The organism is Pseudoalteromonas sp. 20-MNA-CIBAN-0454, from assembly GCF_040308685.1.
Taxonomy (GTDB): domain Bacteria; phylum Pseudomonadota; class Gammaproteobacteria; order Enterobacterales; family Alteromonadaceae; genus Pseudoalteromonas; species Pseudoalteromonas nigrifaciens.
Window position 1 is genome coordinate 23094 of sequence record NZ_JBEOOB010000012.1, and the last position, 23688, is coordinate 46781.

General features: G+C 40.3%; 21 protein-coding genes. 8 read left to right on the forward strand and 13 right to left on the reverse strand.

What is annotated here, in order from left to right:
* Window positions 1–336 precede the first annotated feature (336 nt).
* From AAEZ22_RS07780 to AAEZ22_RS07795, 4 genes are all read left to right on the forward strand, one after another.
* Window positions 337–2151, forward strand: coding sequence for an assimilatory sulfite reductase (NADPH) flavoprotein subunit (locus AAEZ22_RS07780; RefSeq protein ID WP_011326873.1), 1815 nt, complete (start codon window positions 337–339; stop codon window positions 2149–2151).
* A gap of 48 nt (window positions 2152–2199) precedes the next feature.
* A complete protein-coding gene (gene cysI, locus AAEZ22_RS07785; RefSeq protein WP_011326874.1) occupies window positions 2200–3897 on the forward strand; it encodes an assimilatory sulfite reductase (NADPH) hemoprotein subunit in 1698 nt (565 codons plus the stop codon).
* Between the two features lie 43 nt (window positions 3898–3940).
* Window positions 3941–4681: a phosphoadenylyl-sulfate reductase gene (locus AAEZ22_RS07790; protein ID WP_058372320.1), complete on the forward strand. Its 741-nt coding sequence runs from the start codon at window positions 3941–3943 to the stop codon at window positions 4679–4681.
* Between the two features lie 136 nt (window positions 4682–4817).
* Window positions 4818–5321: a DUF4124 domain-containing protein gene (locus AAEZ22_RS07795; protein ID WP_193038947.1), complete on the forward strand. Its 504-nt coding sequence runs from the start codon at window positions 4818–4820 to the stop codon at window positions 5319–5321.
* 7 nt (window positions 5322–5328) lie between these two features.
* Here AAEZ22_RS07795 and AAEZ22_RS07800 read toward each other — a convergent pair whose 3' ends face one another.
* The 9 genes from AAEZ22_RS07800 to glnA form a co-directional block, all read right to left on the reverse strand.
* Complete coding sequence (locus AAEZ22_RS07800) at window positions 5329–5580, reverse strand: hypothetical protein (protein WP_352296759.1); 252 nt, start codon at window positions 5578–5580, stop codon at window positions 5329–5331.
* 141 nt (window positions 5581–5721) lie between these two features.
* Window positions 5722–8466, reverse strand: a complete 2745-nt coding sequence (acnA, locus tag AAEZ22_RS07805) for an aconitate hydratase AcnA (protein ID WP_193038945.1) — start codon at window positions 8464–8466, stop codon at window positions 5722–5724.
* 186 nt (window positions 8467–8652) lie between these two features.
* On the reverse strand, window positions 8653–9087 hold the full coding sequence (locus AAEZ22_RS07810; protein WP_011326879.1) for a hypothetical protein: 435 nt from the start codon (window positions 9085–9087) through the stop codon (window positions 8653–8655).
* A 107-nt stretch (window positions 9088–9194) separates the two neighbouring features.
* On the reverse strand, window positions 9195–9578 hold the full coding sequence (locus tag AAEZ22_RS07815; RefSeq protein WP_011326880.1) for an RNA-binding S4 domain-containing protein: 384 nt from the start codon (window positions 9576–9578) through the stop codon (window positions 9195–9197).
* A 79-nt stretch (window positions 9579–9657) separates the two neighbouring features.
* A complete protein-coding gene (locus AAEZ22_RS07820; RefSeq protein WP_011326881.1) occupies window positions 9658–10116 on the reverse strand; it encodes a Crp/Fnr family transcriptional regulator in 459 nt (152 codons plus the stop codon).
* A 29-nt stretch (window positions 10117–10145) separates the two neighbouring features.
* Complete coding sequence (ntrC, locus tag AAEZ22_RS07825) at window positions 10146–11531, reverse strand: nitrogen regulation protein NR(I) (RefSeq protein ID WP_011326882.1); 1386 nt, start codon at window positions 11529–11531, stop codon at window positions 10146–10148.
* A 15-nt stretch (window positions 11532–11546) separates the two neighbouring features.
* Complete coding sequence (glnL, locus tag AAEZ22_RS07830) at window positions 11547–12617, reverse strand: nitrogen regulation protein NR(II) (RefSeq protein WP_011326883.1); 1071 nt, start codon at window positions 12615–12617, stop codon at window positions 11547–11549.
* A gap of 92 nt (window positions 12618–12709) precedes the next feature.
* Window positions 12710–13231 carry a DUF4124 domain-containing protein gene (locus AAEZ22_RS07835; protein ID WP_352296763.1) on the reverse strand — a complete coding sequence of 174 codons (522 nt, stop codon included), beginning with the start codon at window positions 13229–13231 and terminating at the stop codon, window positions 12710–12712.
* A 115-nt stretch (window positions 13232–13346) separates the two neighbouring features.
* Window positions 13347–14753 carry a glutamate--ammonia ligase gene (gene glnA, locus AAEZ22_RS07840; RefSeq protein ID WP_086993786.1) on the reverse strand — a complete coding sequence of 469 codons (1407 nt, stop codon included), beginning with the start codon at window positions 14751–14753 and terminating at the stop codon, window positions 13347–13349.
* A 509-nt stretch (window positions 14754–15262) separates the two neighbouring features.
* Here glnA and typA point away from each other — a divergent pair.
* Entirely contained in the window at window positions 15263–17086 is a 1824-nt protein-coding gene (gene typA / locus AAEZ22_RS07845; RefSeq protein ID WP_011326886.1) for a translational GTPase TypA, read from the forward strand.
* A 333-nt stretch (window positions 17087–17419) separates the two neighbouring features.
* Here the strand turns inward: typA and AAEZ22_RS07850 are convergent, their stop codons facing one another.
* The gene (locus AAEZ22_RS07850; RefSeq protein WP_352296766.1) at window positions 17420–18499 is read right to left on the reverse strand and encodes an MBL fold metallo-hydrolase; all 1080 of its coding nucleotides are present in this window, start codon (window positions 18497–18499) and stop codon (window positions 17420–17422) included.
* A gap of 92 nt (window positions 18500–18591) precedes the next feature.
* On the reverse strand, window positions 18592–19248 hold the full coding sequence (locus AAEZ22_RS07855; protein WP_011326888.1) for a DUF2959 domain-containing protein: 657 nt from the start codon (window positions 19246–19248) through the stop codon (window positions 18592–18594).
* An 87-nt stretch (window positions 19249–19335) separates the two neighbouring features.
* Between AAEZ22_RS07855 and AAEZ22_RS07860 the strand changes: the two genes are divergently transcribed.
* Both AAEZ22_RS07860 and dtd read left to right on the forward strand, forming a co-directional pair.
* Window positions 19336–20238, forward strand: a complete 903-nt coding sequence (locus AAEZ22_RS07860) for a virulence factor BrkB family protein (protein WP_352296793.1) — start codon at window positions 19336–19338, stop codon at window positions 20236–20238.
* A 1-nt stretch (window position 20239) separates the two neighbouring features.
* The gene (dtd, locus tag AAEZ22_RS07865; RefSeq protein WP_352296769.1) at window positions 20240–20677 is read left to right on the forward strand and encodes a D-aminoacyl-tRNA deacylase; all 438 of its coding nucleotides are present in this window, start codon (window positions 20240–20242) and stop codon (window positions 20675–20677) included.
* Here the strand turns inward: dtd and AAEZ22_RS07870 are convergent.
* A complete protein-coding gene (locus tag AAEZ22_RS07870) occupies window positions 20661–21389 on the reverse strand; it encodes a spermidine synthase (protein WP_182684119.1) in 729 nt (242 codons plus the stop codon). The two genes, dtd and AAEZ22_RS07870, sit on opposite strands and share 17 nt — an antisense overlap.
* Window positions 21390–21551: 162 nt before the next feature.
* On the opposite strand from AAEZ22_RS07870, the gene AAEZ22_RS07875 reads away from it, so the two are divergent.
* Window positions 21552–22445, forward strand: a complete 894-nt coding sequence (locus AAEZ22_RS07875; protein ID WP_011326892.1) for a bifunctional GNAT family N-acetyltransferase/hotdog fold thioesterase — start codon at window positions 21552–21554, stop codon at window positions 22443–22445.
* An 88-nt stretch (window positions 22446–22533) separates the two neighbouring features.
* Here the strand turns inward: AAEZ22_RS07875 and AAEZ22_RS07880 are convergent, their stop codons facing one another.
* Window positions 22534–23568 (reverse strand): phospholipase A, encoded by a 1035-nt coding sequence (locus AAEZ22_RS07880; RefSeq protein ID WP_182677316.1) that lies wholly within the window; start codon window positions 23566–23568, stop codon window positions 22534–22536.
* Window positions 23569–23688: the final 120 nt, after the last annotated feature.

The following is a 23688-nucleotide window of genomic DNA, read 5'->3' on the forward strand; positions in this document are numbered from 1 at the left end:
AAGCAATCAGCAACTCAGAGTTAATTTAGCGCTCTTTTATGATTGTGGTATTTATACATAACAACAATATTTATCTACTCAATAAAGCTCAGGCACAAATAGCCCCTTTTATCCTTCGAAAATACATTTCTTAATCTGTTTTTAACTATATTTACTAAAGTTAATAACTAAATAGAATATCAAAGTTGATTCTGTTCTTTTTTTAACTCTGCATTGCCCGCTATCCTACAAGCTCAGTAAACCTCAACAGATAGTCTCTGGGTGAGGTAAAACTCATTTTGAACGACGTATAACAGTACGTTGTGTTTAACTTTTAGGGTTACGGGGAATTGATTCATGTTGCTAGGTCAACTAAACGCTGCGGCAAGTCCGCTATCGCAAGAGCAAGTACAAAAGCTGCAAGGTTTAGTGGCTGAGCTTAATCCAATTCAACAAGCATGGGTTAGTGGTTATCTTGCTGCAAATGCTAATACGGCGGCTTTAGGCGGTGCTGTGGGAGCAGCTCCAAGTGCTGGTGAGGCAGTTGCATTAACTATTTTATATGGCTCGCAAACAGGTAATGCAAAAGGTGTAGCTGCTAAGTTAAAAGCACAAGCAGAGTCACGCGGTTTAGCCGTAAAGCTAGTGAGCATGGCCGATTACAAACCAACTGCACTAAAAAAAGAAAAGTTTATAACTGTGGTTGTTGCAACTTACGGCGAAGGTGAACCACCAGAAGATGCAGAGGCTTTACACGAATTTTTAACCACTAAAAAAGCGCCTAAGTTAGATGGGGTGAAGGTAGCCGTGATTGGCTTGGGGGATTCGAGCTATGAATTTTTTTGCCAAACAGCAAAAGACTTTGAGCAGCGGTTAAATACACTCGGCGCAGAAACAATTTATCAACGCGCCGATTTAGATGTAGATTACGAAGACGAAGCGACAACTTGGATCACTGGCGCATTGGATGCCTTTGAACCGGATTTAAAAGCACAGCAAGGTAGTTCAGGTGGTCAAGTTATTGCAATGCCGTTTGCTGGGTCAACTACTGTGGCAAGCCAATATACTAAGCAAAACCCGTTTGCCGCAGAACTAGGTTTAGTGCAAAAAATTACAGGTCGCGATTCAACTAAAGATGTCCGCCACGTAGAAATTTCGCTTGAAGGCTCAGACATTAGTTATATACCAGGTGATTCATTAGGTGTGTATTTTTTAAATGACGAAGCCCGTGTTGATGAGTTGCTTACACACACGCAAATTGATGCAGCTAGTTTAGTAAAAGTTGCAGATGAACAGCTAAGTATTCGCGATGCACTGATTGAAAAACTTGAATTAACGCAGTCGTACCCTGGCTTTGTGGAAAAATATGCAATAGCGACAGGCACACCACAACTATTAAAATTGGTTGAAGATAAAGCGGCAATGCATCAATACATTGAGCCGCGCCAAATATTTGATGTAGTTGCACAAAACCCCGCTAAGCTCGACGCGCAAACACTCGTCGATTGCCTGCGTAAATTACAAGCACGTTTATATTCAATTGCCTCTAGCCAAAGCGAGGTTGAAGACGAGGTACATTTAACCGTAGCATTAGTTGAGTTTGATGCCTTTGGTCGTGAGCATTTAGGCGGTTGTTCGGGCTATTTAGCGCGCCGTGCTGAGGAAGGCTGTAAAGTTAAGGTATTTAGTGAGCATAACGATAATTTTCGTTTACCAACGAATGATGAAACACCAATCATTATGGTTGGCCCTGGTACGGGAATAGCACCGTTTCGAGCCTTTTTACAAGAGCGTGATGCGCGTGGCGCATCAGGTAAAAACTGGCTGTTTTTTGGCAATCCACATTTTACTCAAGACTTTTTATACCAAGTTGAAATTCAAGGTTACTTAAAGTCGGGTTTACTAAGCAAAGTAGATGTTGCATTTAGCCGCGATCAAGCCGAAAAAGTGTATGTGCAAGACAAGTTGCGTAGTAACAGCAAAGCTATTTTTGAGTGGCTTGAAGCTGGCGCACATTTTTATGTGTGTGGCGACGCTAACAATATGGCAAAAGATGTGCACCAAACATTACTCGAAATTATTAAAGAAAATACCGGCAAGAGCGATGAAGATGCTCAGCAGTATTTAAAAGATTTACGCAGCGCAAACCGCTATCAGAAAGACGTTTACTAAAATTAAATATTTAAAGCAGCCGTCACTGTCACTAATTTAGGATTAAACATGAGCGAACAAGATAAAAACGTAAAGCTTTCTGATAACGAGCGCATGAAACGAGAAAGTAATTTTTTACGTGGCACTATAGCAACAGATTTAAAAGATGAGATCACCGGTGGTTTTACCGCTGATAACTTCCAGTTAATTCGGTTTCACGGTATGTACCAGCAAGATGACCGCGATATTCGTGGTGAGCGCGCTAAGCAAAAGCTTGAACCATTACACAACGTAATGTTACGTGCGCGTATGCCTGGCGGTATTATTAAGCCTGAGCAATGGTTAGCCATAGATAAATTTGCAGAAGAAAAAACCAGCTATGGCAGTATCCGTTTAACTACGCGTCAAACGTTTCAGTTTCATGGTGTATTAAAGCCTAATATTAAAGGCATGCATCAATTACTGGATAGCGTTGGAATTGACTCTATTGCTACCGCAGGCGATGTTAATCGAAATGTGTTGTGTACTACTAATCCGGTTGAGTCAGAGCTGCATCAAGAAGCGTATGAATGGGCTGCAAAAATTTCAGAGCACCTATTACCAAAAACCAAGGCTTACGCCGAAATTTGGCTTAATGGTGAAAAAGCAGAAACCACAGAAGAGCCAATTTTAGGTTCTAATTACTTACCGCGTAAGTTTAAAACAACGGTAACAATTCCGCCGAATAATGAAGTGGATGTGCACGCCAATGATTTAAACTTTGTAGCTATTGCCGAAAATGGTAAATTAATTGGCTTTAACGTACTTGTCGGTGGTGGCCTTGCCATGACACATGGCGATACAGCAACCTACCCACGTAAAGCAGACGACTTTGGTTTTATTCCACTAGAACATACGTTAAAAATTGCCGAGCATGTGGTGTCGGTACAGCGCGATTGGGGTAATCGTTCAAATCGCAAAAATGCTAAAACAAAATACACATTAGATCGAGTAGGCGTTGATGTATTTAAAGCGGAAGTAGAGAAACGTGCGGGTGTTGAGTTTGCTTCAAGTCGTCCTTATAAATTTACTCACCGAGGCGATCGTATAGGTTGGGTTGAAGGTATAGATGGCAAACATCACTTAACATTATTTATTCAAAGTGGGCGTATTTTAGATTATCCAGACAAACCACTAAAAACAGGCTGTCGTAAAATAGCAGAAGTTCACCAAGGTGACATGCGCATGACGGCAAACCAAAACTTAATTATTGCTGGTGTAGCTGCAAATCAAAAAGCCGTGATTGAAGAAATTGCCCGTAACCATGGTTTAATTGACGATAAAGACACCGAACAACGTAAAAATTCTATGGCGTGTGTGGCACTGCCAACATGCCCATTAGCTATGGCTGAAGCTGAGCGTTATTTACCTAGTTTGGTTGAAAAAATAGAAGCACTGTTAGCCAAGCATGGTGTGCCGAATGACAGTATTATTATGCGCGTTGTGGGTTGCCCCAATGGCTGTGGGCGTGCCATGTTAGCCGAAGCGGGATTGGTTGGGAAAGGTCCGGGTAAATATAATGTGTATCTAGGCGGTAACCTTGAAGGCACACGTATTCCTAAATTATATTTAGAAAATGTGGGTGAAGACGTGTATTTAGCTGCTTTTGATGAATTAATTGGTCAATGGGTTAATGAGCGTAATGACGGTGAATGCTTTGGTGATTTTGTGATCCGCAAAGGCATTGTTGCTGAAGTTAAAGTATCAGTTACCGATTTTCACGCATAATAATAAGCCAGTGCAACACACTGGCTAAGGTTTGGAATTTGCCATGAGTGAATTTAAAAACATTTTACAGTTAGATAAACAAAGCCAAACTAGCATGCTAGCAGACGCCAATGGCATACTGAAAAACATGAGCGCCGAGCAGCGCGTGCAATGGGCACTTGAAAACTTACCTGAGACACATTTTTTATCATCGAGTTTTGGTATTCAAGCCGCCGTAATGTTGCACTTAATAACATCACAACAGCCAGATATTCCGGTGGTATTAACAGATACAGGTTATTTGTTTCCACAAACGTATCAATTTATTGAGCAAATGACGGCACGTTTATCACTCAATTTAAAAGTGTACAAATCAGAGCTTAGCCCTGCTTGGCAAGAAGCTAAATTTGGCAAGCTATGGGAGCAAGGAGAGGCCGGAATTAAGCAGTACAATCAGCTTAATAAAGTTGAGCCGATGACTCGCGCCTTAAAAGAAATTAATGCTGGTACGTGGTTTAGTGGCCTGCGTCGCGACCAAGCATCAAGCCGTGCTGATAAGCAAGTAATTGAAATTAGCCGTGGTACAGTAAAAGTTTACCCAATTATTGAGTGGACAAACCGCGATGTATATCAGTATTTAACTAAGCATAACTTGCCGTACCATCCTCTTTGGGAAGAAGGCTATGTCTCTATGGGAGACATACATACTACACGTAAGCTAGAGCCCGGTATGACCGAAGAGGAAACTCGCTTTTTTGGTTTAAACCGAGAGTGTGGTTTGCACATTGATGGTGATGGTATTTAATATTATTGATTATCTCGCTCAATATTTAATAAAACGCAGCCTTGGCTGCGTTTTTTACTTACACAAAAGGATTGCCTGATTGATTGCTTTTTATTAAACTTGGCCGAATAAAGGATTAATTTTAAGCAGGAAGGCTATGAAATACTTTACCTATTTAGCAGTGTCAGTAATGATTATTGCTGTTATTTCTCTATTTTATTTAAAAAAGCCAAACGGAGAAACATGGCTTAGTACATCTGTTGTGATCAACGAATCTCAGCAAATTAAAGATAAAATAATCTCGTTTACCAGCAATACGTTTGAGCAAGCCGTTAGTAGCGTGTCGAACACACCCTCAACAACCCGCAGTAAAATATTTAAGTGGCAAGATCGGCAAGGCCAATGGCATTTTTCAGATACGCCTCACCCTAATGGTAAAAGTGTTGAAGTAAAACTAGACCCTAAAGATATTAACGTGGTGGTTGCCCAAGATACGGCTATTTTATCGGGTAGTTCTAAATCCTCAGCAATAAGCAGCACTTCAGTTACACCTACAGTTTATGATCCAGTATCAATTAAAAAGGTGTTTGATGACGCTGAAAAAGCCAAACAAAAATTAGAGCAACGTACTAAACAATTAAATGATTTAAACGGTTTTTAATTATTCATTATTTGTGTTTATGGCTATGCGCTTTTAAATAACGTTTTTCTGCTTCCATAAGTAAAATAGTTAAATAAATTTTAGTGGGTAACGATAATAATACGCCAATAGCAATGCAAGCTGCCGCTGTAATTATGCCGCTAATACCATGCTGGCGAGTAAAGTAGCTTGATACAATTAACGCATGACCTGTCACAATTAGGCATAACCCAAGTACAATTGATATTTTAAGTAGCCTAATCATTATAATTTGTGACATAACGCCCTCACTAACAGTCATACTAGTGTAGAGTGTTTTTAAAGCATTACCTTGATTTATCGCAACTGACGCGCATAAAAAAGCCTAACAAAATTGTTAGGCTATGATTAAATTTTAGGCGTAAGTTTAAGCTGCTATTAGTTAATCGAGCATATTACGAAGTACATACTGTAAAATGCCACCGTGTTTGTAGTAATCCCACTCTTTTGGCGTATCAATACGTACATCGGCACTAAAGCTTACTTTTTTACCTTCACTATTAGTTGCAATAACGCTTACTTCCTTGGTTTTATCAAGCAAGCCTTCAATATCAAACTGCTCTTGGCCGGTTAAACCTAGCGACTCATGGCTTTCGCCATCTTTAAACTGTAGCGGTAAAACTCCCATACCAATAAGGTTAGAGCGATGAATACGCTCATAGCTTTGTGCTATTACAGCTTTAACACCTAAAAGTAGCGAGCCTTTAGCCGCCCAGTCGCGAGATGAGCCGGTACCATATTCTTTACCAGCTAAAATAACCAATGGCGTATCGTTCTTTTGATATTCCATGGCTGCATCATAAATACTGGCAAGCTCATCATCAGGTTGCGTGCGGGTAACACCGCCTTCAGTACCAGGTGCAAGGAGGTTTTTAAGCCTAATATTAGCAAATGTACCGCGCATCATTACTTCGTGGTTACCACGACGCGAACCATAGGAGTTAAACTGCGCTTGTCCTACTTTGTTATCTTGTAAATATAACCCTGCTGGTGAGTCTGCTTTAATCGCACCGGCTGGCGAAATATGATCCGTAGTAACCGAGTCACCTAGTTTTGCTAAACAACGTGCGCCGGTAATGGTTGGAATACCCGGAGGCTCAATACTCATACCATCAAAAAAGGGTGCTTTTTTAATATAAGTTGATGCATCATCCCAATCGTAAAGTTTACCATCAGGTATTTGAATTTTTTGCCAACGGCTATCGCCTTCGTATACGTTAGCATAACTTTTTTCGAACATTTCTCTGGTTACCGTTTCCTTAACTAAATCGCTTACTTCTTTAACACTTGGCCAAATGTTTTTAAGGTAAATATCGTTACCGTTAGCATCTTGTGCCAGTGGTTCGTTATATACGTCAATATCGGTTCTGCCCGCAATGGCGTAAGCTACAACAAGCGGAGGAGAAGCTAAAAAGTTCATTTTTACATCTTGGTGAATACGCCCTTCAAAGTTACGGTTACCCGATAAAATTGAGCTCACAACCAGTTTGTGCTTTTGAATAGCATCTGAAATTTCAGGAGCTAGTGGGCCTGAGTTACCAATACACGTGGTACAACCATAGCCAACTAAGTTAAAGCCTAGGCTTTCTAAATCGTCCATTAGCCCTGCTTTTTCTAAGTAGTCAGTAACGACCTTAGAGCCAGGAGCAAGCGATGTTTTAACCCAAGGTTTTACATTAATCCCTAATTGCTTGGCTTTTTTAGCAACTAAACCAGCCGCTAAAATAACACTGGGGTTAGAGGTATTTGTACAACTAGTAATTGCGGCAATAACACAGGCACCATCGTTTAGTTCAAACTCTTGGCCCTTAAAGTTTACTTTGGCTGCCCCTATAAACGGTGCTTCATTACTTGACTCGTCAGGGTTAGTTGCAGGGCCTTCGCTTTCGATACGTGCTTGCTGTGTATCACTGCTGCTAATTTTTGCTAAACGCTCTTCTTGAAACTCTTTTAAATGTTGGCTAATTGCTTCACCCGCTTTATCAAGTGATATTCTATCCTGTGGGCGTTTAGGGCCAGCAAGGCTTGGTACTACGTCATCTAATATCAGTTCAAGTTTATCGGTGTAATTAGCTTCATCGCCATCGTTACGCCATAAGCCTTGATGCTTAGCATAATCTTCAATAAGTTTAAGCTGTTTCTCATCGCGGTTGGTTAAACGCAGATAGTTAATGGTTTCGTCATCAATCGGGAAAATACCACATGTAGCACCATATTCTGGCGCCATGTTGGCAATTGTTGCTCTATCGGCAAGTGGTAAGTCGGCAAGGCCATCACCATAAAACTCTACAAATTTACCTACGACACCATGGTTACGTAGCATTTCGGTAACGGTAAGTACTAAGTCGGTAGCTGTGGTGCCCTCTGGTAAACGGCCGTTTAATTTAACCCCTACAACCTGAGGTATTAATAAGCTAATAGGTTGGCCAAGCATAGCGGCTTCGGCTTCAATGCCGCCTACGCCCCAGCCAAGTACGCCTAAGCCGTTAATCATAGTGGTGTGCGAATCGGTACCCACTAAGGTGTCTGGGTACGCGTACTTTTGGCCATTACGTTCATCATTAAAAACAACGCGCGCTAAATACTCTAAATTTACTTGGTGCACAATACCGGTTGCTGGAGGGACAACTTTTAAGTTATCGAAGGCAGTTTGGCCCCAACGTAAAAATTCATAACGCTCTTTATTACGGTCATATTCAAGCTTGGCGTTTAAGTCAAACGCACCCTCGTTACCATAGCCATCTACTTGCACAGAGTGGTCAATAACAAGTTCAGCAGGAGAAAGCGGGTTAATTTTTGCAGGATCGCCGCCTAGTTTTTCCATTGCGTCGCGCATTGCCGCTAAATCGACAATGGCAGGTACACCGGTAAAGTCTTGCATCACAACACGGGCAGGCGTAAACGCTACTTCAGCAGAGGGTTTAGCTTGAGGGTCCCAATCTAATAGGGCTTGAATGTCTTGTTCTTTAATGTTTTCGCCGTCTTCGTTACGAAGTAGGTTTTCGAGTAGTATTTTTAAAGAAAAAGGTAAGCGTTTGGCTTTGTCGCCAAGGCCTTTAAGAGAGTGAATATGAAACTGCTCACCATTAACGGTAAGTTGCTGCTGGGTTTTGAAACTATTATTCATTATTTGCCCCTTTTGTTATTAGATAAGTGTTGTGTAGAGTGACCTTTTATAGTTTGTGAATTGCAAAGTGTATACCAAGATAAAAAACAGTGTTTAAAGCGTGATTTTTAAACAGCCATTACAATAGAGATGATGCTGAAAGTTTTTAATTCAAGGGAGCCTGCTAGACTTACCCAAAAGATATTTTTAATTTGCATACAACCAGCCTTGCTGTTTGCCTTTAAAGCTAACGCAAAGTAGCAATATGGCAATTACTACCACAAACAGTGGCATAAATACCGCACTAGATCCCATTATTTCAACGCTGTTAATAACAATAAAATTGTAATACTGTTGGATTAAAATAGCCATTAACGACACGGTAAATACGGGCAGTGCAAATGACTTTTTAGCGAGCAATAAAGCACTGCCAAGCGTGCCGCCAAAGACTGCAATAGCAAATGCAATGGTTGACCAAACGGGAATGTTAGAATATGCAGCTTGCTGATCTATAGGCATTTTGCTAATTACTTCAGGTGTCATCAGCATTTGTAGTGCGAAGGCAATAACGCCGCATAAGTTCCATATAAGCGCTACCCATGCGAGTGGTTTTAACCACTTAGGAGGGGGGTGTGCAAGCATTTAATTACCTTACTTTTTTTATAGTTAGTGAGGTAATTAAAGATCAAAAAAGCCAACTATACAAGCTGGCTGGTTTTATAAATAAAAAATCAAAAAAAGACTATAATTTAACCGAATGAAATAGGGCGACGACCGGTTTTTTCATCTACTTTAGGTTTTTTAGTACGCTTACGTTTATTTTTTGCAGGCTGACTCGCTGGCTGCGGTGCTGCTTGGCTTGGCTCAGATTGCGGCTGCTCGGCAGGTCGCTCTACCGGTGTTGCATCTTCGGTTAATGCAAGTTGAAAAAGCTCACCATCAAATTCTAGTATGTCGCCACTGTATAGTTTTTTCCGTTTAATTGTACAAATTTCATGGTTAACACCCACATAACCTTCAGCAATTAAGTTTTTTGCTTGGCCGCCGCCTTCTACTAAATTTAGTACTTTTAATAATTTACACAGCTCAATCGGCTCTTCTTCTAATTCAATTTCTATATATTCTTCGTTCATGTTTGCTCTCGGTGGGGTAACGCATTAACGCTAGTATAAAGTGAAGTCACTATTTTTGCATCAAAGTGCGTATACAAATCTAACCATGGTTTTCTATGTGTTCGCTCAACTTGGCAATACGTAAGCTCATACCTTCAATTATTCTATCTTTAATTTTTTCGCGTATTACATTGGGTAAGCGAGTAAGGGCATCAGAGGTAATAGCAAGCACAATTGCATCCGTTTTAGCACGTGCGCTAATGCTGCGTGCGCGGTTATTAATAAAAGCGCCTTCACCAATAAACTCCCCAGGACGTATAGTACCGAGCTCTAATAAATGGTTGTGCTTAAACACTATTAATGCACCGCTAAGCACTATAAATAAGCGCTTATCGTTGTCGTGCTGTTTAAATAAAAATGAATTTTCGCGCACTAAATATAATAAACCAAACGACTCTAAAAGTATTTGGCGCTCGTTAAGGCTAAATTCTTTAAAAAATCCTAAACGGTTGATAATTTCCATCTGTTTAAATAGCGGAATGTTCTCTATTAACTTCATTAATTACCTAAGAGTTATTACGCGCAAAACTAATTAATGTTGCGCTCTTTTAATTTACGGGTCAATGTATTGCGTCCCCAGCCTATTTTTATAGCGGCTTCTTGTTTGTGGCCTGCGCAATTGGCGAGTGCTGTTTTTATTAAGCGGGTTTCGAGTTGCGCTTGAATATTAGGCCAAATATTTTCCTTACCTTGTTTAAGTTCCTGATTAAGCCATAACTGGAAGGCATCTAACCAATCGCCTTCTTCTTGAGTTAGTGAGGCATTAATAATTTCAGGTGGCAAGTCTTGCTCGCTAACAAGCTCACCAGGAGCCATAACCGTAAGCCAGCGGCAGGTGTTTTCTAATTGGCGTACGTTACCGGGCCAACTGAACAAGCGTAGCTGCTCAATTGCTTTAAGGCTAAGAATTTTGCTTTCTACTTGCAGATCTTTAGCGCTTTTATGTAAAAAGTGCAGTGCTAGACGCTCAATGTCTTCGGTACGCTCCCTGAGGGCTGGTAAGCGCAGGCGCACTACATTTAAGCGATGAAATAAGTCATCCCTAAACTTGCCTTGTTTTACTAGCTCTTCAAGGTTTTGATGGGTTGCAGCAATAATACGCACATCTACTTTTATGCTTTTATGCCCGCCAACACGGTAAAACTCTCCATCAGATAATACCCGCAGTAGTCGAGTTTGTACGTCGAGGGGCATATCGCCAATTTCATCTAAAAATAGGGTGCCGCCATTGGCTTGTTCAAAACGGCCTTTTCGCACGCTATCTGCACCAGTAAAAGCTCCTTTTTCATGGCCGAATAATTCTGACTCAACCAGCTCTTTAGGGATTGCGGCCATATTTAGCGCAATAAATTGGTTTTCTTTACGTGGACTATGGTTGTGCAGGGCGCTGGCAACAAGCTCTTTACCCGTTCCTGACTCACCATTAATAAGTACACTCATGCTTGAGGCTGCAAGCTTACCTATGGCCCTAAACACTTCTTGCATGGCAGGTGCTTCGCCAATTATATGTGCGCTTTTAGGGGGCGTGAGTTTACGTTTAACTTTTTTTGTAGAATTAGCTCTATAGGCGCTTTCAACTAGGGCAATCGCCTCGTTTAAATCAAAAGGTTTGGCTAAATATTCAAAAGCCCCTTTTTGAAAGGCATTTACGGCGGAATCGAGATCTGAATGCGCGGTAATAATAATAACCGGTAAGCCGGGCACTTGCTCTGCTATTAGCTCTAGCAGTGCCATGCCGTCCATACCGGGCATTCTTACATCGGAGATCAGCACACTAGGTTGGCTAAATTTTAATGCATTAAGCACACTTTGTGCTTCAGCAAAGCTTTGTACTGTAAAACCTGCGCGAGTAAGCGCTTTTTCTAATACAAAACGAATTGAGGCATCGTCATCTACAAGCCAAACTGTTTTCATGCATACTCCAAGGCGTTAATCTGCAAAAGGCAGATAAATATTAAATTCGGTGTGACCAGGCCAGCTATCGCACTCAATATACCCATTGTGTTGATCAATTAATGTTTGCGCTATAGAAAGCCCCAATCCAGAGCCACCATCTTTATTAGTGATCATAGGATAAAACAAAGTATCGCGTACACTAATATCAATCCCTGGGCCATTATCGAGCACTTGAATTAACAAGGCTTTTTTGGGTGCCTTACCGGGCCGGCGGTGCTGATAGTTAATTCGGGTTTTAATTTTTATTTCCCCACCATTAACTAATGCCTGCTGGGCATTACGCACAATATTAAGCACCACTTGCTGCACTTTACTTTGGTCAATATAAACATCGGGAATACTCGGATCGTAATCTTTTACCAAGCGAATATTGTCACTATTATCTAGGGTACTTAATTTGATCACCGACTCTAAGGTTTGATGTATATTGCCATAAGACTTTTGCGGCAATTGGTTAGGCCCAAGCAGTCTATCTACTAATTCACGCAATCGGTCGGCTTGCTCAATAATAAGTTCGGCACATTCATTTCTTTCTTGCTGGTCTACCTCGTATTGCAATAACTGCGCCGCTCCGCGAATTCCCCCTAAAGGGTTTTTAATTTCGTGCGCTAAACCTCGAATTAAATTACGTGCGGCTTGGTATTGGTGCATTTGATTTGATGCTTGATCGAATTTAATTTCATCATCGGTTTGCCGACATTCTAATAAAATATAAAGTGCACCTTGGTATTTTATCTGTTTTGAACTGACTGCTAATTTAGCATGACGAGAATCAACAAATACCACGTCAGCCCTATGCTGGTGGCAATCTACGCCATCAATTAAAGAGTATTGCGCTATGCGTTTTAAATCGATTGAATGGTAGTTAAATAAATCATCAAAAGACTGCCCTAATAAACGCTTAGTGCCTAAACCAAGTAGTTCACTGGTACTGGTATTGGCATAAATAAGCGTAAAGCTTTCGTTTAAAAGCATCACGGCGGTGGTTTGATTTTGCCATATGGCATTGAGTAGCTCAGGGCTAAAGTGTGTGTTATTAAGCATTGTTGCACCATTTTAGTGCGCCTGTGTTTTCAGGCAAGTAATTTAATGAAATTGCACTGCAATTGCTATTTTTAATGTGAATTAGGTGGGAGTTAATTACCTAAGCTTAAGCCTTTTCTGTGCATAAAAAACACACTTAATGGGCTTATCGCAATAACTTGGTTTTGTTTGTTGTACAGCTTAACTTGCAGAGTATGCTCACCACGCTCTACATCTCTTAAAGCAAAAGTTGAGGTATCACTTGCTGCGCCATAGGCTTTACCATCAAGAAATAGCTGTATTGTAAAGTCGTTTTCAAAGCGGGGGGTAATGCGAGTAGATACATACACAGAGCCGGTGTTTTCACGAATAGTTTGCTGATGCTCAGGCGATGCAATACCAATACTAAATGCAACCGGCTGCGCTTTAGTTTGATTATTTAATATATCAGTATTTGTTGCAGGCATGGTTAAATCTTGGCTGGTGAGTTTTATCTCTTTGGCGCCAATATGGGGGGTATCTGAAAACACCAGTACGCCATTTTTATCTTTCCATGCGTAAATTTTTTTTTCACCAGCGTAACTACAAACACTTAATAATGAAGTAATTAGTAGTAATAAAATCTTGCTACTCACTCTGCAACCCTGCATTTTTAACATTAACTTTACTTTAGTGGAGAAAGTACTAATTTACCATTAAAAAAGCCCGCAAAGCGGGCTTAAAGGTATATTTTATAACTGTTAATTAAAATTAACAGCTGTAATACATTTCAAACTCAATTGGGTGCGTTGTCATGTTAAGTCTTTCAACTTCTTGACTCTTAAGTTTAATGTAAGCATCAATTAAATCATTAGAGAACACGTCACCTTGATTTAAAAACTCACGGTCAGCATCAAGAGATGCCAGTGCTTCTTCTAATGAAGAGGCAACGGTTGGAATTTCTGCTGCTTCTTCTGCAGGTAGGTCGTATAAATCTTTATCCATTGCATCACCAGGATGGATTTTATTTTTAATTCCATCAAGGCCAGCCATAAGCATGGCAGCAAAAGCAAGATACGGGTTAGCCGTTGCATCAGGGAAGCGTACTTCAATACGACGACCTTTAGCTGATGGTACTACCGGAATACGAATTGATGCAGAACGGTTACGTGCAGAGTATGCAAGCATTACTGGTGCTTCGTAACCTGGTACTAAACGTTTGTACGAGTTAGTAGAGGCATTAGCAAACGCATTAATTGCTTTAGCATGTTTAATAATACCGCCAATGTAATAAAGCGCATCTTCAGAAAGACCGCCGTACTTATCACCTGCAAATAAGTTAACACCGTCTTTAGCTAACGACTGATGACAATGCATACCAGAGCCGTTATCGCCAACAATAGGTTTAGGCATAAAAGTGGCTGTTTTGCCGTATAAATGAGCCATGTTATGAATAACATACTTCATTTCTTGAATTTCATCGGCTTTAATCACCATAGTATTAAAGCGCGTAGCAATTTCGTTTTGTCCTGCAGTTGCTACTTCGTGATGGTGTGCTTCAACAACTTGTCCCATTTCTTCTAATACTAGACAAGTAGCAGAGCGCCAATCTTGAAAGTCATCAACAGGAGCAACTGGGAAGTAACCGCCTTTAACGCCAGGACGATGACCTGTATTGCCGTCTGCGTATTCTTTATCTGAGTTCCAAGCAGCTTGCTTAGAATCGATTTTGTACATAGAGCCAGACATGTCTGTTTTATATTTTACGTCATCAAATACGAAGAACTCTGGCTCTGGGCCAAATAAAACCGTATCAGCAATACCTGTAGAGCGCATATACTCTTCAGCACGCTTTGCTACAGAGCGTGGATCGCGCTCGTAACCTTGTAATGTAGAAGGCTCTACTACGTCACAACGTATAATTAATGTGGCTTCTTCAGTGAATGGGTCAAGCTTAGCTGATTCAGCAACAGGCATTAGCACCATGTCTGATTCGTTTATGCCTTTCCAGCCAGCAATTGAAGAACCATCGAACATTTTACCATCTTCAAAAAAGTCTTCATCAATTTGGTGATGAGGAATTGAAATATGCTGCTCTTTACCTTTGGTATCAGTAAAGCGTAAATCAATGAACTTAACGTCATTTTCTTTAATAAAATCTAAAACCGATTGCGACATGTGTCCTCCAACTATAAGGTTTTGTTATTGCTGCTTAAATGCTTTGTGTTTTATAAGCTGATTTTGTGCCACTATTGTAACTTAATGTTTATAAACATAAAAAATACAAAAGTAATAACGGCTGTTTCTAATGCGCACCATTGTGGTGCGTAAATGCTTCAATATAGTGCAACAGTTACAGAGTAAAAAGTTGCTCGCTATTTAATCGTGATAGACTAACATAAAGTAAATACAAAAGACTGACCAAAATAGCAATAAAGTCATTAAAGTGGAGGTTTTTATAAAAATATTAAAAATTTTATTTTTATAATTAGTTAATTTAAAACAGTAGGTTAAATAAAAAAACCAGAAAGTTTGCAAATTTATTTTGGATAAACTTTCATCCATTCCATTTATAAGGGATAATATGCGCCCTTTTAAATCCTATGCTGGGACATCTCGTGAAAACGCAGGTGAGTGCGTAAGCCCCTGCAGGATCAATGAGATTCAATTTCTCTGAGTGAATATTAATGAGTATCGAAAAGATAAGAAATATAGCAATTATCGCCCACGTTGACCACGGTAAAACTACACTGGTTGACAAACTGCTTGAGTTTTCAGGCACATTAGAAACACGCGGCGGTAATGAAGAGCGCGTGATGGATTCAAACGATATAGAAAGAGAACGTGGTATTACCATTTTAGCGAAAAACACCGCTATTTCATGGAACGGCTACCACATTAATATCGTAGATACTCCAGGACACGCCGATTTCGGTGGTGAAGTGGAACGCGTACTTTCAATGGCTGACTCAGTATTACTAATTGTTGACGCTCAAGAAGGCCCAATGCCACAAACGCGTTTTGTTACGCAAAAGGCATTTGCGCAAGGTTTAAAGCCAATCGTAGTAATTAACAAAATCGACAAGCCAAGTGCACGTCCTGATTGGGTTATGGATCAAATCTTTGATTTATTCGATAACTTAGGCGCCACTGACGAGCAGTTAGATTTTAAAGTAATCTATGCATCAGCAATCAACGGCTGGGCAACATTAGATTTAGACGAGCCATCTGATAACATGGATGCCATGTTCCAAATGATCGTTGACGAAGTATCACCACCAGATGCAGATCCTGAAGGTGACTTCCAAATGCAGATTTCTCAACTTGATTACAACTCATACGTGGGTGTAATTGGTGTTGGTCGTATCAAGCGTGGTTCTGTTGCTCCAAACCAACAAGTAACTATTATTAGTGCTGATGGTACTAAACGTAACGGTAAAATTGGTACAGTACAAAGCTACTTAGGCCTTGACCGTATCGAAACTGACCGTGGTTATGCAGGTAACATTGTTACTGTAACCGGTATTGGCGAGCTTAAGATTTCAGATACTGTTTGTTGTCCTACTAACGTTGAAGCATTACCACCACTAAGTGTTGATGAGCCAACAGTAACAATGACATTCTCTGTAAATAACTCACCGTTTTGTGGTAAAGAAGGTAAGTTTGTAACGTCACGTAATATTCGTGAGCGTTTAGACAAAGAATTAGTACACAACGTAGCACTTCGCGTTGAAGATACTGCTAGCCCAGATAGCTTCCGTGTTTCTGGCCGTGGTGAGTTACACCTAGGTATCTTAATCGAAAACATGCGTCGTGAAGGTTACGAGCTTGCAGTATCTCGTCCAGAGGTAATTTTGCGTACTGTTGACGGTGTATTAGAAGAACCGTTTGAAACAGTAACAATTGACTGTCAAGAAGAGCATCAGGGTTCTGTAATGGAGCAAGTTGGCCTACGTAAAGGTGAGCTTACTAACATGTCTCCAGATGGCAAAGGCCGTATGCGTTTAGACTTTATTATCCCAAGCCGTGGCTTAATTGGTTTCCAAACTGATTTCATGACACTTACTTCGGGTTCTGGTCTTATGTACCATACGTTCGATCATTACGGTCCTCATAAAGGCGGTTCAATCGGTGTTCGTAAAAACGGCGTAATCATTGCAAATGCTACAGGTAAAGCACTGACTAACGCATTGTTTAACTTACAAGAGCGCGGCCGTTTATTCATCGGCCACGGTGTTGAAGTTTACGAAGGTATGGTTATCGGTATTCATAACCGTGATAACGACCTTACAGTTAACGCCCTTAAAGGTAAGCAGTTAACTAACGTACGTGCATCTGGTACAGATGAAGCGCAAACGCTTTCTCCACCTTTAAACTATTCACTTGAGCAAGCGCTTGAGTTTATTGATGAAGATGAGTTAGTTGAAGTAACGCCACTAAACATTCGTATTCGTAAGCGTCATCTTACAGAAAACGAACGTAAACGTGCGGGTCGTGCGCCTAAGTCATAATCTATTAATTTAGAATAATGATTTTAAAAGCCGCTGTATTGCAAAATACAGCGGCTTTTTTGTGTTTGTGGGTTAGCTAAATAAAAGGTTAAAGAGGGTAGATTAAAGAAATTACCACCACCGTGATAATTGGTGTGCTGTGCACTTGTGCACTGCATTGAGTTTTTTCCTCTAAAAGCGCAGCGCCTCTTAACCTCTTTGTGAATAATTCACTTAAAGATCTTTTGTACGCAGAGTGAGCTTAAAACAGCCGATAAGGCTAAGTACTAGTGTTTGTTGGTAGGGTATTTTTCGTTGGGTTTCGCTGCGCTCAACCCAACCTACGTGCATTAGTTAAAGTTTAATTGTTTCGCCTTCATTTAAAATATACAGCGGTACTGGTGCATTCATTTGTTTATACATATGCAGTAAGCGCGATAGCGCTGAGTGGCTGCTGTGATCGCCCATTTGCCAACTTGAGTTGCCATATCCCCATGGTATCATTACTTTGCAATTAAGCTCTGTGGCCGCATTGAGGGCATCCTCTGGCGTAGTATGAACGTATCGATACCCTTTAGCGTTGGTTTTATGGTAATAAGAGGCAATTGGCATTAGGCATAGGTCTATATCACCGTATTTTTGTTGTATGTCTTTAAAGTGTTTTGAATAGCCAGTATCGCCGGCAAAAAATAAGGTGCTGCCATTTTGTTCAAGCAGCCAGCCATTCCAAGAATCTTTATTATCATCTTCGTAAATATAGGGAATAAGCACCCGATTACTAAAGTGATGTGCAGGCACTGCGTGTATGGTTAAGTCCTCAATGCTGGTTTTTGCATACCACGCCATTTCAGTAATATTAAAGCCACCCGTTGGGAAGTTATCTGCCATGCCTAGCGGGGCTAAATAACGTGGTTGATTACCCAGTTTTTTAATATCTGCTTTATTAAAGTGATCATAATGAATATGCGAATACATAACGGCGTTAATGTTTTCAAGTGTTTGCTTATTTGGCCATGCTCCGGGTTTGCGATAAAACCCACCTGCAAGCTTAAAGCCTAAATCAACCGGTGAATCAAACTGCTCACTAACCGGATCAAATAATACATTTTGCCCATTACGTGTGCTGACCACAAAGCTGGCATGCCCTAACCAACGAACCGTATAACCGGTATTGAGCGGCGGCTTAATTTGCTTACCTTGATACTGGCAGTTGCTGCTGGGTATTTCGCAAATCAAGTTCGGATGTGGCGGGTAGCAGTTTTGCTCGCAGGTGGTTGGGTAAACCTTTTTGCCTTGATATAAATTATGGTAACGACCTGTTTGGTTGTTAACAGCAATAACTGAGTTTTTATCAGCTATTTTTTGCACCTGGTTAGGTGTACTACACGCTGATAAAAAACAGCTTATAAAGATTATAAGGGTAATGTGTTTCATAATAAAATCCGTTTTAAATAGTGCTAAAGCAGCCATGCAGCCATAAAAAAGCCTGCAATAATGCAGGCAAATTTAAATATAATATCAGCTAATTAACCGGCACTATTCATTTGTTCAATAAATTTATTTGAGTCGGCAATCGATTTGTTCATGTCGTTCATAAGCAATTGTATATCGCGTTTAAGGTTAGTGAACTCGCCTTTAATAGCCGATACCGCTTGTGCGTTTAAGTTATGCTTTAAGTATAAAACGTTATCATGAAGCGATGTTAATACCGGCTCCATTTTGCTCTCTGCGCTGCGCATTGAGCGTAATAGCTGATCAAATTGACGCTTAGTCGCGGCTAGCTTTTTACTGCTTTCACGCTTAAGTGATGCGCTTTTATATTGCTCAAGCTCATCGCTCCACTCATCAAATAAGGCTTCTGCTACGTCTTCTACTTTATTGATGTTAGTTGACACTTCGTTAGCGGCATTTAAGCTCGACTCATAGTCATCGTTTAACTGATTGTAAGTGTCTTGCAGTTCGCCACCATTAAAATCAATAAGTGTAGTTAAGCGCTCAAGCGCTGACTTAAACTCTTCTTGAGACTCTTGTTGCGAGTCTTTGGTTTCTTCTACGCGGTCAATAAGAATATCGCGTTTGTGTACGCCTACCTTTTCCATGGCCGAGTAATAAGCCGACTGGCAACCCGATAATGTTAGTACAAGTGCAAGTACGGTAACACTCAGTAATGTTTGTTTTTTCATTTGGTTTCCTATTTACGTGTGTTAATGCTGTAAATTATGGTGCTGATTGTTATTATGGTCAAAATTATATTAGCACAAGTCAATGTTATGAACGATAAGCTCTCTTATTATAAACAGCAAGTTGGATCTTTTTTACGGCAGCAACCCAGCTGGTGGATGCAATATATTAACCGCTGTATTGATGACCAAATAACCGTTAACGCGGGCTATTTAGCTTATGTAACTTTGCTGTCTTTGGTGCCATTAATTGCCGTAGGTGTGGCGATATTTTCGGCTTTTCCGGGGTTTGAATCAACTCGATTAGCAATTGAAAGTTTTTTATTTACTAACTTTGTGCCTACTTCGTCAGATGTTATTAAAGAGCATATTAGCTCGTTTGCGGGCAATGCAAATCAAATGACCGCAGTGGGCATTGGCTTTTTAGCTGCTATTGCCTTGTTACTTATTCGTAATGTTGATGCCACGCTTAACCGTATTTGGCGAATTAAGAAAAAGCGTCCAATGATGATTTCGTTTGCCGTTTATTGGATGGTACTTAGTTTAGGGCCCGTATTTTTAGGCGGCAGTATTGCAGTTACTTCGTATATTGTATCGTTGGTGTCGTTTGCTGATCAGGGGATTCCGGGGTTTAGTGGCTTTTTATTAAAGTTATTGCCGTACGGCATTTCTATGGTGGGTTTTATAATGCTCTACACTTTGGTGCCCAACACTCGGGTTTCGTTTAAAGCGGCGATACCAGGTGCACTATTTGCTGCCATGTTGTTTGAGTTAACTAAAAAAGGTTTTGCGCTTTATATTAGCCACTTTCCATCTTATGAAGTTATTTATGGTGCAGTTGCTACCATTCCTATTTTGTTTGTGTGGATATATTTGTCGTGGATAGTGGTGTTGCTAGGCGCTGAGCTTACGGCGTGTATTAGCCCTGAAAATATTGAAGACACGCCCGAAATAGAGCTAGACGAGCAAGAAAATACAAAGGATACGCTATAAAATGCAAGGTTTAATACAACGTGTAAAACATGCCAAAGTAGAAATTAATAACCAAGTAGTTGGCGAAATTGGCCAAGGAGTTTTAGTGTTGTTGGGTGTTGAAAAACAAGATGACGAGCAAGCGGCCGATAAGTTGCTGCATAAGATTAGTAATTACCGCATTTTTACTGACGAAAACGACAAAATGAACTTAAGTTTAAAAGATATTGCTGGTGAGCTGTTGGTAGTATCGCAGTTTACTTTGGCGGCAAATACTAAAAAGGGCATGCGACCTAGCTTTTCATCGGCGGCAACTCCAAGCCAAGCTAATGAGTTATACGAATACTTTGTAGCGCAAGCCAAGGCGCTCAATTTAACGGTTGCTACCGGTGAGTTTGGTGCCGATATGCAAGTGAGCTTGTGTAACGATGGGCCAGTAACCTTTAATTTAGCTGTTTAGTGATCACCACAATATGATTTATATAGCCTGCTACCTTTTGCGGACTAACTTTATAACCAAATACATTAAGTAATACTTGCTGTAACTGTTTTAATTGCGACTCATGTTGCGATAAAAAATTAATAAATAGCGTGCCGTTGTTGTTAAGGGCTGCGTGTATTTTTTGATAAAAAGCGGGTGCGAATAAAAATCGTGGTGCGTCTATTTGGCTAAATAAATCTAAAATAATCCAATCTATGTTGCGGGCGCGACCCAGTACTTGTTGAGCATCCTCACAAAGTAACCGCTGTGTATTATTACTAGGCACTTGCTGCGTAGTAAAAAACTTTTTATAACAACTAATTATATCTGCATTTATTTCAGCTGAGGTGATTTTTGCGTGTGGATATTGGTGCAGCAAATAATTACGAATTGCGCCGCCGCCAAGCCCCAGTTCGAGTACTTTTTTAGGGGTACTTAATGTGTGCCAATGCTGTGCTAAGCACTGTAAGTGTGGAAGTAATAAATTGCTTGGTTGCTGCTGCGTTACCACAGATTGCAGAGTGTCATTTATTAGCAGCCAACGCAGTTGCTGATGTTGGCGTACTTGAATGTGATCGCCCCCATATTTATGCCAATAAAGTAACTGGCCAATACTGTGGCTATTTTCAATAAAATAGCTATTAATCAGGCCATTTACAGGGTTTATGTATTCGCTCATGTTGCCCAGCATAAACTAGCCGAAGCAAAGCGCAATGGCTTTTGTCATTAATTTTTTACACTTTGTATTTGCCATCACCAAAGTCGTATTGGCAGTTTTTTTTAGATGGAGTATGGTATTTGCCATAATTAAGTGACGTTGTATTTTATTTACGGCTTAACAGCAGGAGTATGTATGTTTCAGGTAAGTACACCGCAAAGTAGTGAAGATTGGCAAGCCTATTATCAATTACGTTGGGAAATTTTACGTGCCCCTTGGGGTGAGCCACGTGGTTCTGAACAGGATGATTTAGAACAAGATGCCGAGCATCGCTTTATTAAAAATAAAGCGGGTAAAGTATTAGGGGTGGCGCGGCTGCACTTTAATAACCAGCAACAAGCTCAGGTTCGCTATATGGCTGTAGCTGAAGAAAGTCGTAATCAGCATATTGGTAGTCGTTTATTACATGACCTAGAAAAAATAGCATGGTCACAAGACGCTGCAGAGTTGGTGTTATTTGCACGCGAGCGCGCACTCGAATTTTATAAGCGCCATGGTTATGAAACACAAGAAAAAGCGCATTTAGCGTACGGCGATGTACAACACTATAAAATGGTAAAACAAAAGCCATCAGAGCCTGGCTGGTTTCGCCACCCTAACTGGACTCAAGTGCTGCAAAATACCTGGCGTGAGTCAATTCCAATTAGTGATGCAATGGGCATTAAAGTAGAGAGCTATACCGACTGGCAATTTACGACTAGCGCAGATTTAGATGCTAATTTAAACCTGCATAACACTATGTTTGCTGGTTCTATTTATAGCTTAGCAACCCTTACGGGGTGGGGCGCAACCTACTTAGCACTAAAAGAAGCAGGGCTTGAAGGAAATATTGTATTAGCCGATGCCAATATTAAATATTTAAAACCGCTTAGCAGTGATCCACGCGGCTGTGTTGATATACAAAGCTGTAAGGGTAAGCTCAGCGAGTTAGAAACTGAAGGTAAAGCCAGCTATTTAGTACCTGTTATTATTTATGATGGTGATAAGGTAGTGGCTGAATTTGAAGGGCAGTTTGTAGTAAAAAAATAAGCTGTTAGCACTTTATAGTTAAATTAAAGTACGAAAAAAGCCAAGCGATGCTTGGCTTTTTAATTTGTTTAATTTAATCGCTAATTAATTAAAGTAAATCGGTAAGTAGTATACCTACGCCAATTCTTTCTATATCAGCGTTATAATCAATTAAGCTTTCGCCATAGCCATTAAAGTACTGTGCATAACCACGCACTCGGCCCCAAAGCGGAAATGACCAATCGAGCTGTAATGCACCGCGATTGTCTGAATTTAAGTTGTTACGGGTCATAAAGCTAAATTCATGTTCATTAAGGCGATACGCACCGCTAAACTCAAAGTAACCCATGTATTTGTAAATGTCAGGGTTGTCGTCGCCTCTTGGGTCTAAAGGTGTTTCTTTCTCGCTTTCTGAAATACGATACCAAGGCTTAAAGTTAAACACAAAGCCATTTTTTTCCCAAATAAAGTTAGCGTAAATACGGTTCCATGAACGCGAATTTGGCTGGCTATTACCGTTAGACTGATGCGAAATACCCAAAACAACAGCCATTTCATCGCCCCAAGGAACGTGTTCTGGATCTAAATAGTTAACCCAAAAAATTTCTGGCTCGTAGTTGGTCTCACGAAATGGTGATGAGCTTTCTTTGTTATAAAGCTGCCAATATGACTGTAGTGTAAAGGCAAAAAATATAGCTTGGTCTTCATCAGAAAAGTCATTGAATAGAGGCACCTTAATTGAAAGCTGATATTTGGCTTCTAAGTTATCGAGTGGCTCGTCATTTTTTTCGCCAGTTAGCTCGTCGAATGTTTCAAACGAGCTATTGTTCGGATGCGATACATACGAAATAGGTAAAATGTAGTTACGTTTATGTGGCGTAATCACATTACGGTTTTTTTGGCTTACCGCTTCACGTGCTTTGCGCTTATCGATGGCTGTAAGCTGCTTATCCTCTTCAAGAGCAGAGCATTTTTTACGAAGCTGGTCGAGTGTTTGTTTGCCGTCCCCACCAATCACTTCATTTAAAATACATTGTTTTACCAGCTCAATATTACTATTTTGCTCATTGCTTTTAGATTTTTCTTCAGCAAAAACAGTAGTACTAACTAATGTTGAAAGTATGATCAAGTATCGCCAGCTCATTGTAATTCCTTTGTGAGTGTGGAGGGTTTAATAGATTAACGTAATTATAACCTCTTTTTACATATGCAGCGGTGAACTTTTACTGAATTTACGTATATTTTGTATAATTAGATAAAAATA

Coding starts and splice junctions, on each gene's coding strand:
- AAEZ22_RS07875 (WP_011326892.1), top strand. CDS start 21,552: ATGTTTCAGGTAAGTACACCGCAAAGTAGTGAAGATTGGCAAGCCTAT.
- AAEZ22_RS07780 (WP_011326873.1), top strand. CDS start 337: ATGTTGCTAGGTCAACTAAACGCTGCGGCAAGTCCGCTATCGCAAGAG.
- AAEZ22_RS07870 (WP_182684119.1), bottom strand. CDS start 21,389: ATGCTGGGCAACATGAGCGAATACATAAACCCTGTAAATGGCCTGATT.
- AAEZ22_RS07790 (WP_058372320.1), top strand. CDS start 3,941: ATGAGTGAATTTAAAAACATTTTACAGTTAGATAAACAAAGCCAAACT.
- AAEZ22_RS07800 (WP_352296759.1), bottom strand. CDS start 5,580: ATGTCACAAATTATAATGATTAGGCTACTTAAAATATCAATTGTACTT.
- ntrC (WP_011326882.1), bottom strand. CDS start 11,531: ATGAAAACAGTTTGGCTTGTAGATGACGATGCCTCAATTCGTTTTGTA.
- AAEZ22_RS07855 (WP_011326888.1), bottom strand. CDS start 19,248: ATGAAAAAACAAACATTACTGAGTGTTACCGTACTTGCACTTGTACTA.
- cysI (WP_011326874.1), top strand. CDS start 2,200: ATGAGCGAACAAGATAAAAACGTAAAGCTTTCTGATAACGAGCGCATG.
- AAEZ22_RS07850 (WP_352296766.1), bottom strand. CDS start 18,499: ATGAAACACATTACCCTTATAATCTTTATAAGCTGTTTTTTATCAGCG.
- glnL (WP_011326883.1), bottom strand. CDS start 12,617: ATGCTTAATAACACACACTTTAGCCCTGAGCTACTCAATGCCATATGG.
- AAEZ22_RS07880 (WP_182677316.1), bottom strand. CDS start 23,568: ATGAGCTGGCGATACTTGATCATACTTTCAACATTAGTTAGTACTACT.
- glnA (WP_086993786.1), bottom strand. CDS start 14,753: ATGTCGCAATCGGTTTTAGATTTTATTAAAGAAAATGACGTTAAGTTC.
- typA (WP_011326886.1), top strand. CDS start 15,263: ATGAGTATCGAAAAGATAAGAAATATAGCAATTATCGCCCACGTTGAC.
- AAEZ22_RS07795 (WP_193038947.1), top strand. CDS start 4,818: ATGAAATACTTTACCTATTTAGCAGTGTCAGTAATGATTATTGCTGTT.
- AAEZ22_RS07810 (WP_011326879.1), bottom strand. CDS start 9,087: ATGCTTGCACACCCCCCTCCTAAGTGGTTAAAACCACTCGCATGGGTA.
- AAEZ22_RS07815 (WP_011326880.1), bottom strand. CDS start 9,578: ATGAACGAAGAATATATAGAAATTGAATTAGAAGAAGAGCCGATTGAG.
- AAEZ22_RS07860 (WP_352296793.1), top strand. CDS start 19,336: ATGAACGATAAGCTCTCTTATTATAAACAGCAAGTTGGATCTTTTTTA.
- acnA (WP_193038945.1), bottom strand. CDS start 8,466: ATGAATAATAGTTTCAAAACCCAGCAGCAACTTACCGTTAATGGTGAG.
- AAEZ22_RS07820 (WP_011326881.1), bottom strand. CDS start 10,116: ATGAAGTTAATAGAGAACATTCCGCTATTTAAACAGATGGAAATTATC.
- dtd (WP_352296769.1), top strand. CDS start 20,240: ATGCAAGGTTTAATACAACGTGTAAAACATGCCAAAGTAGAAATTAAT.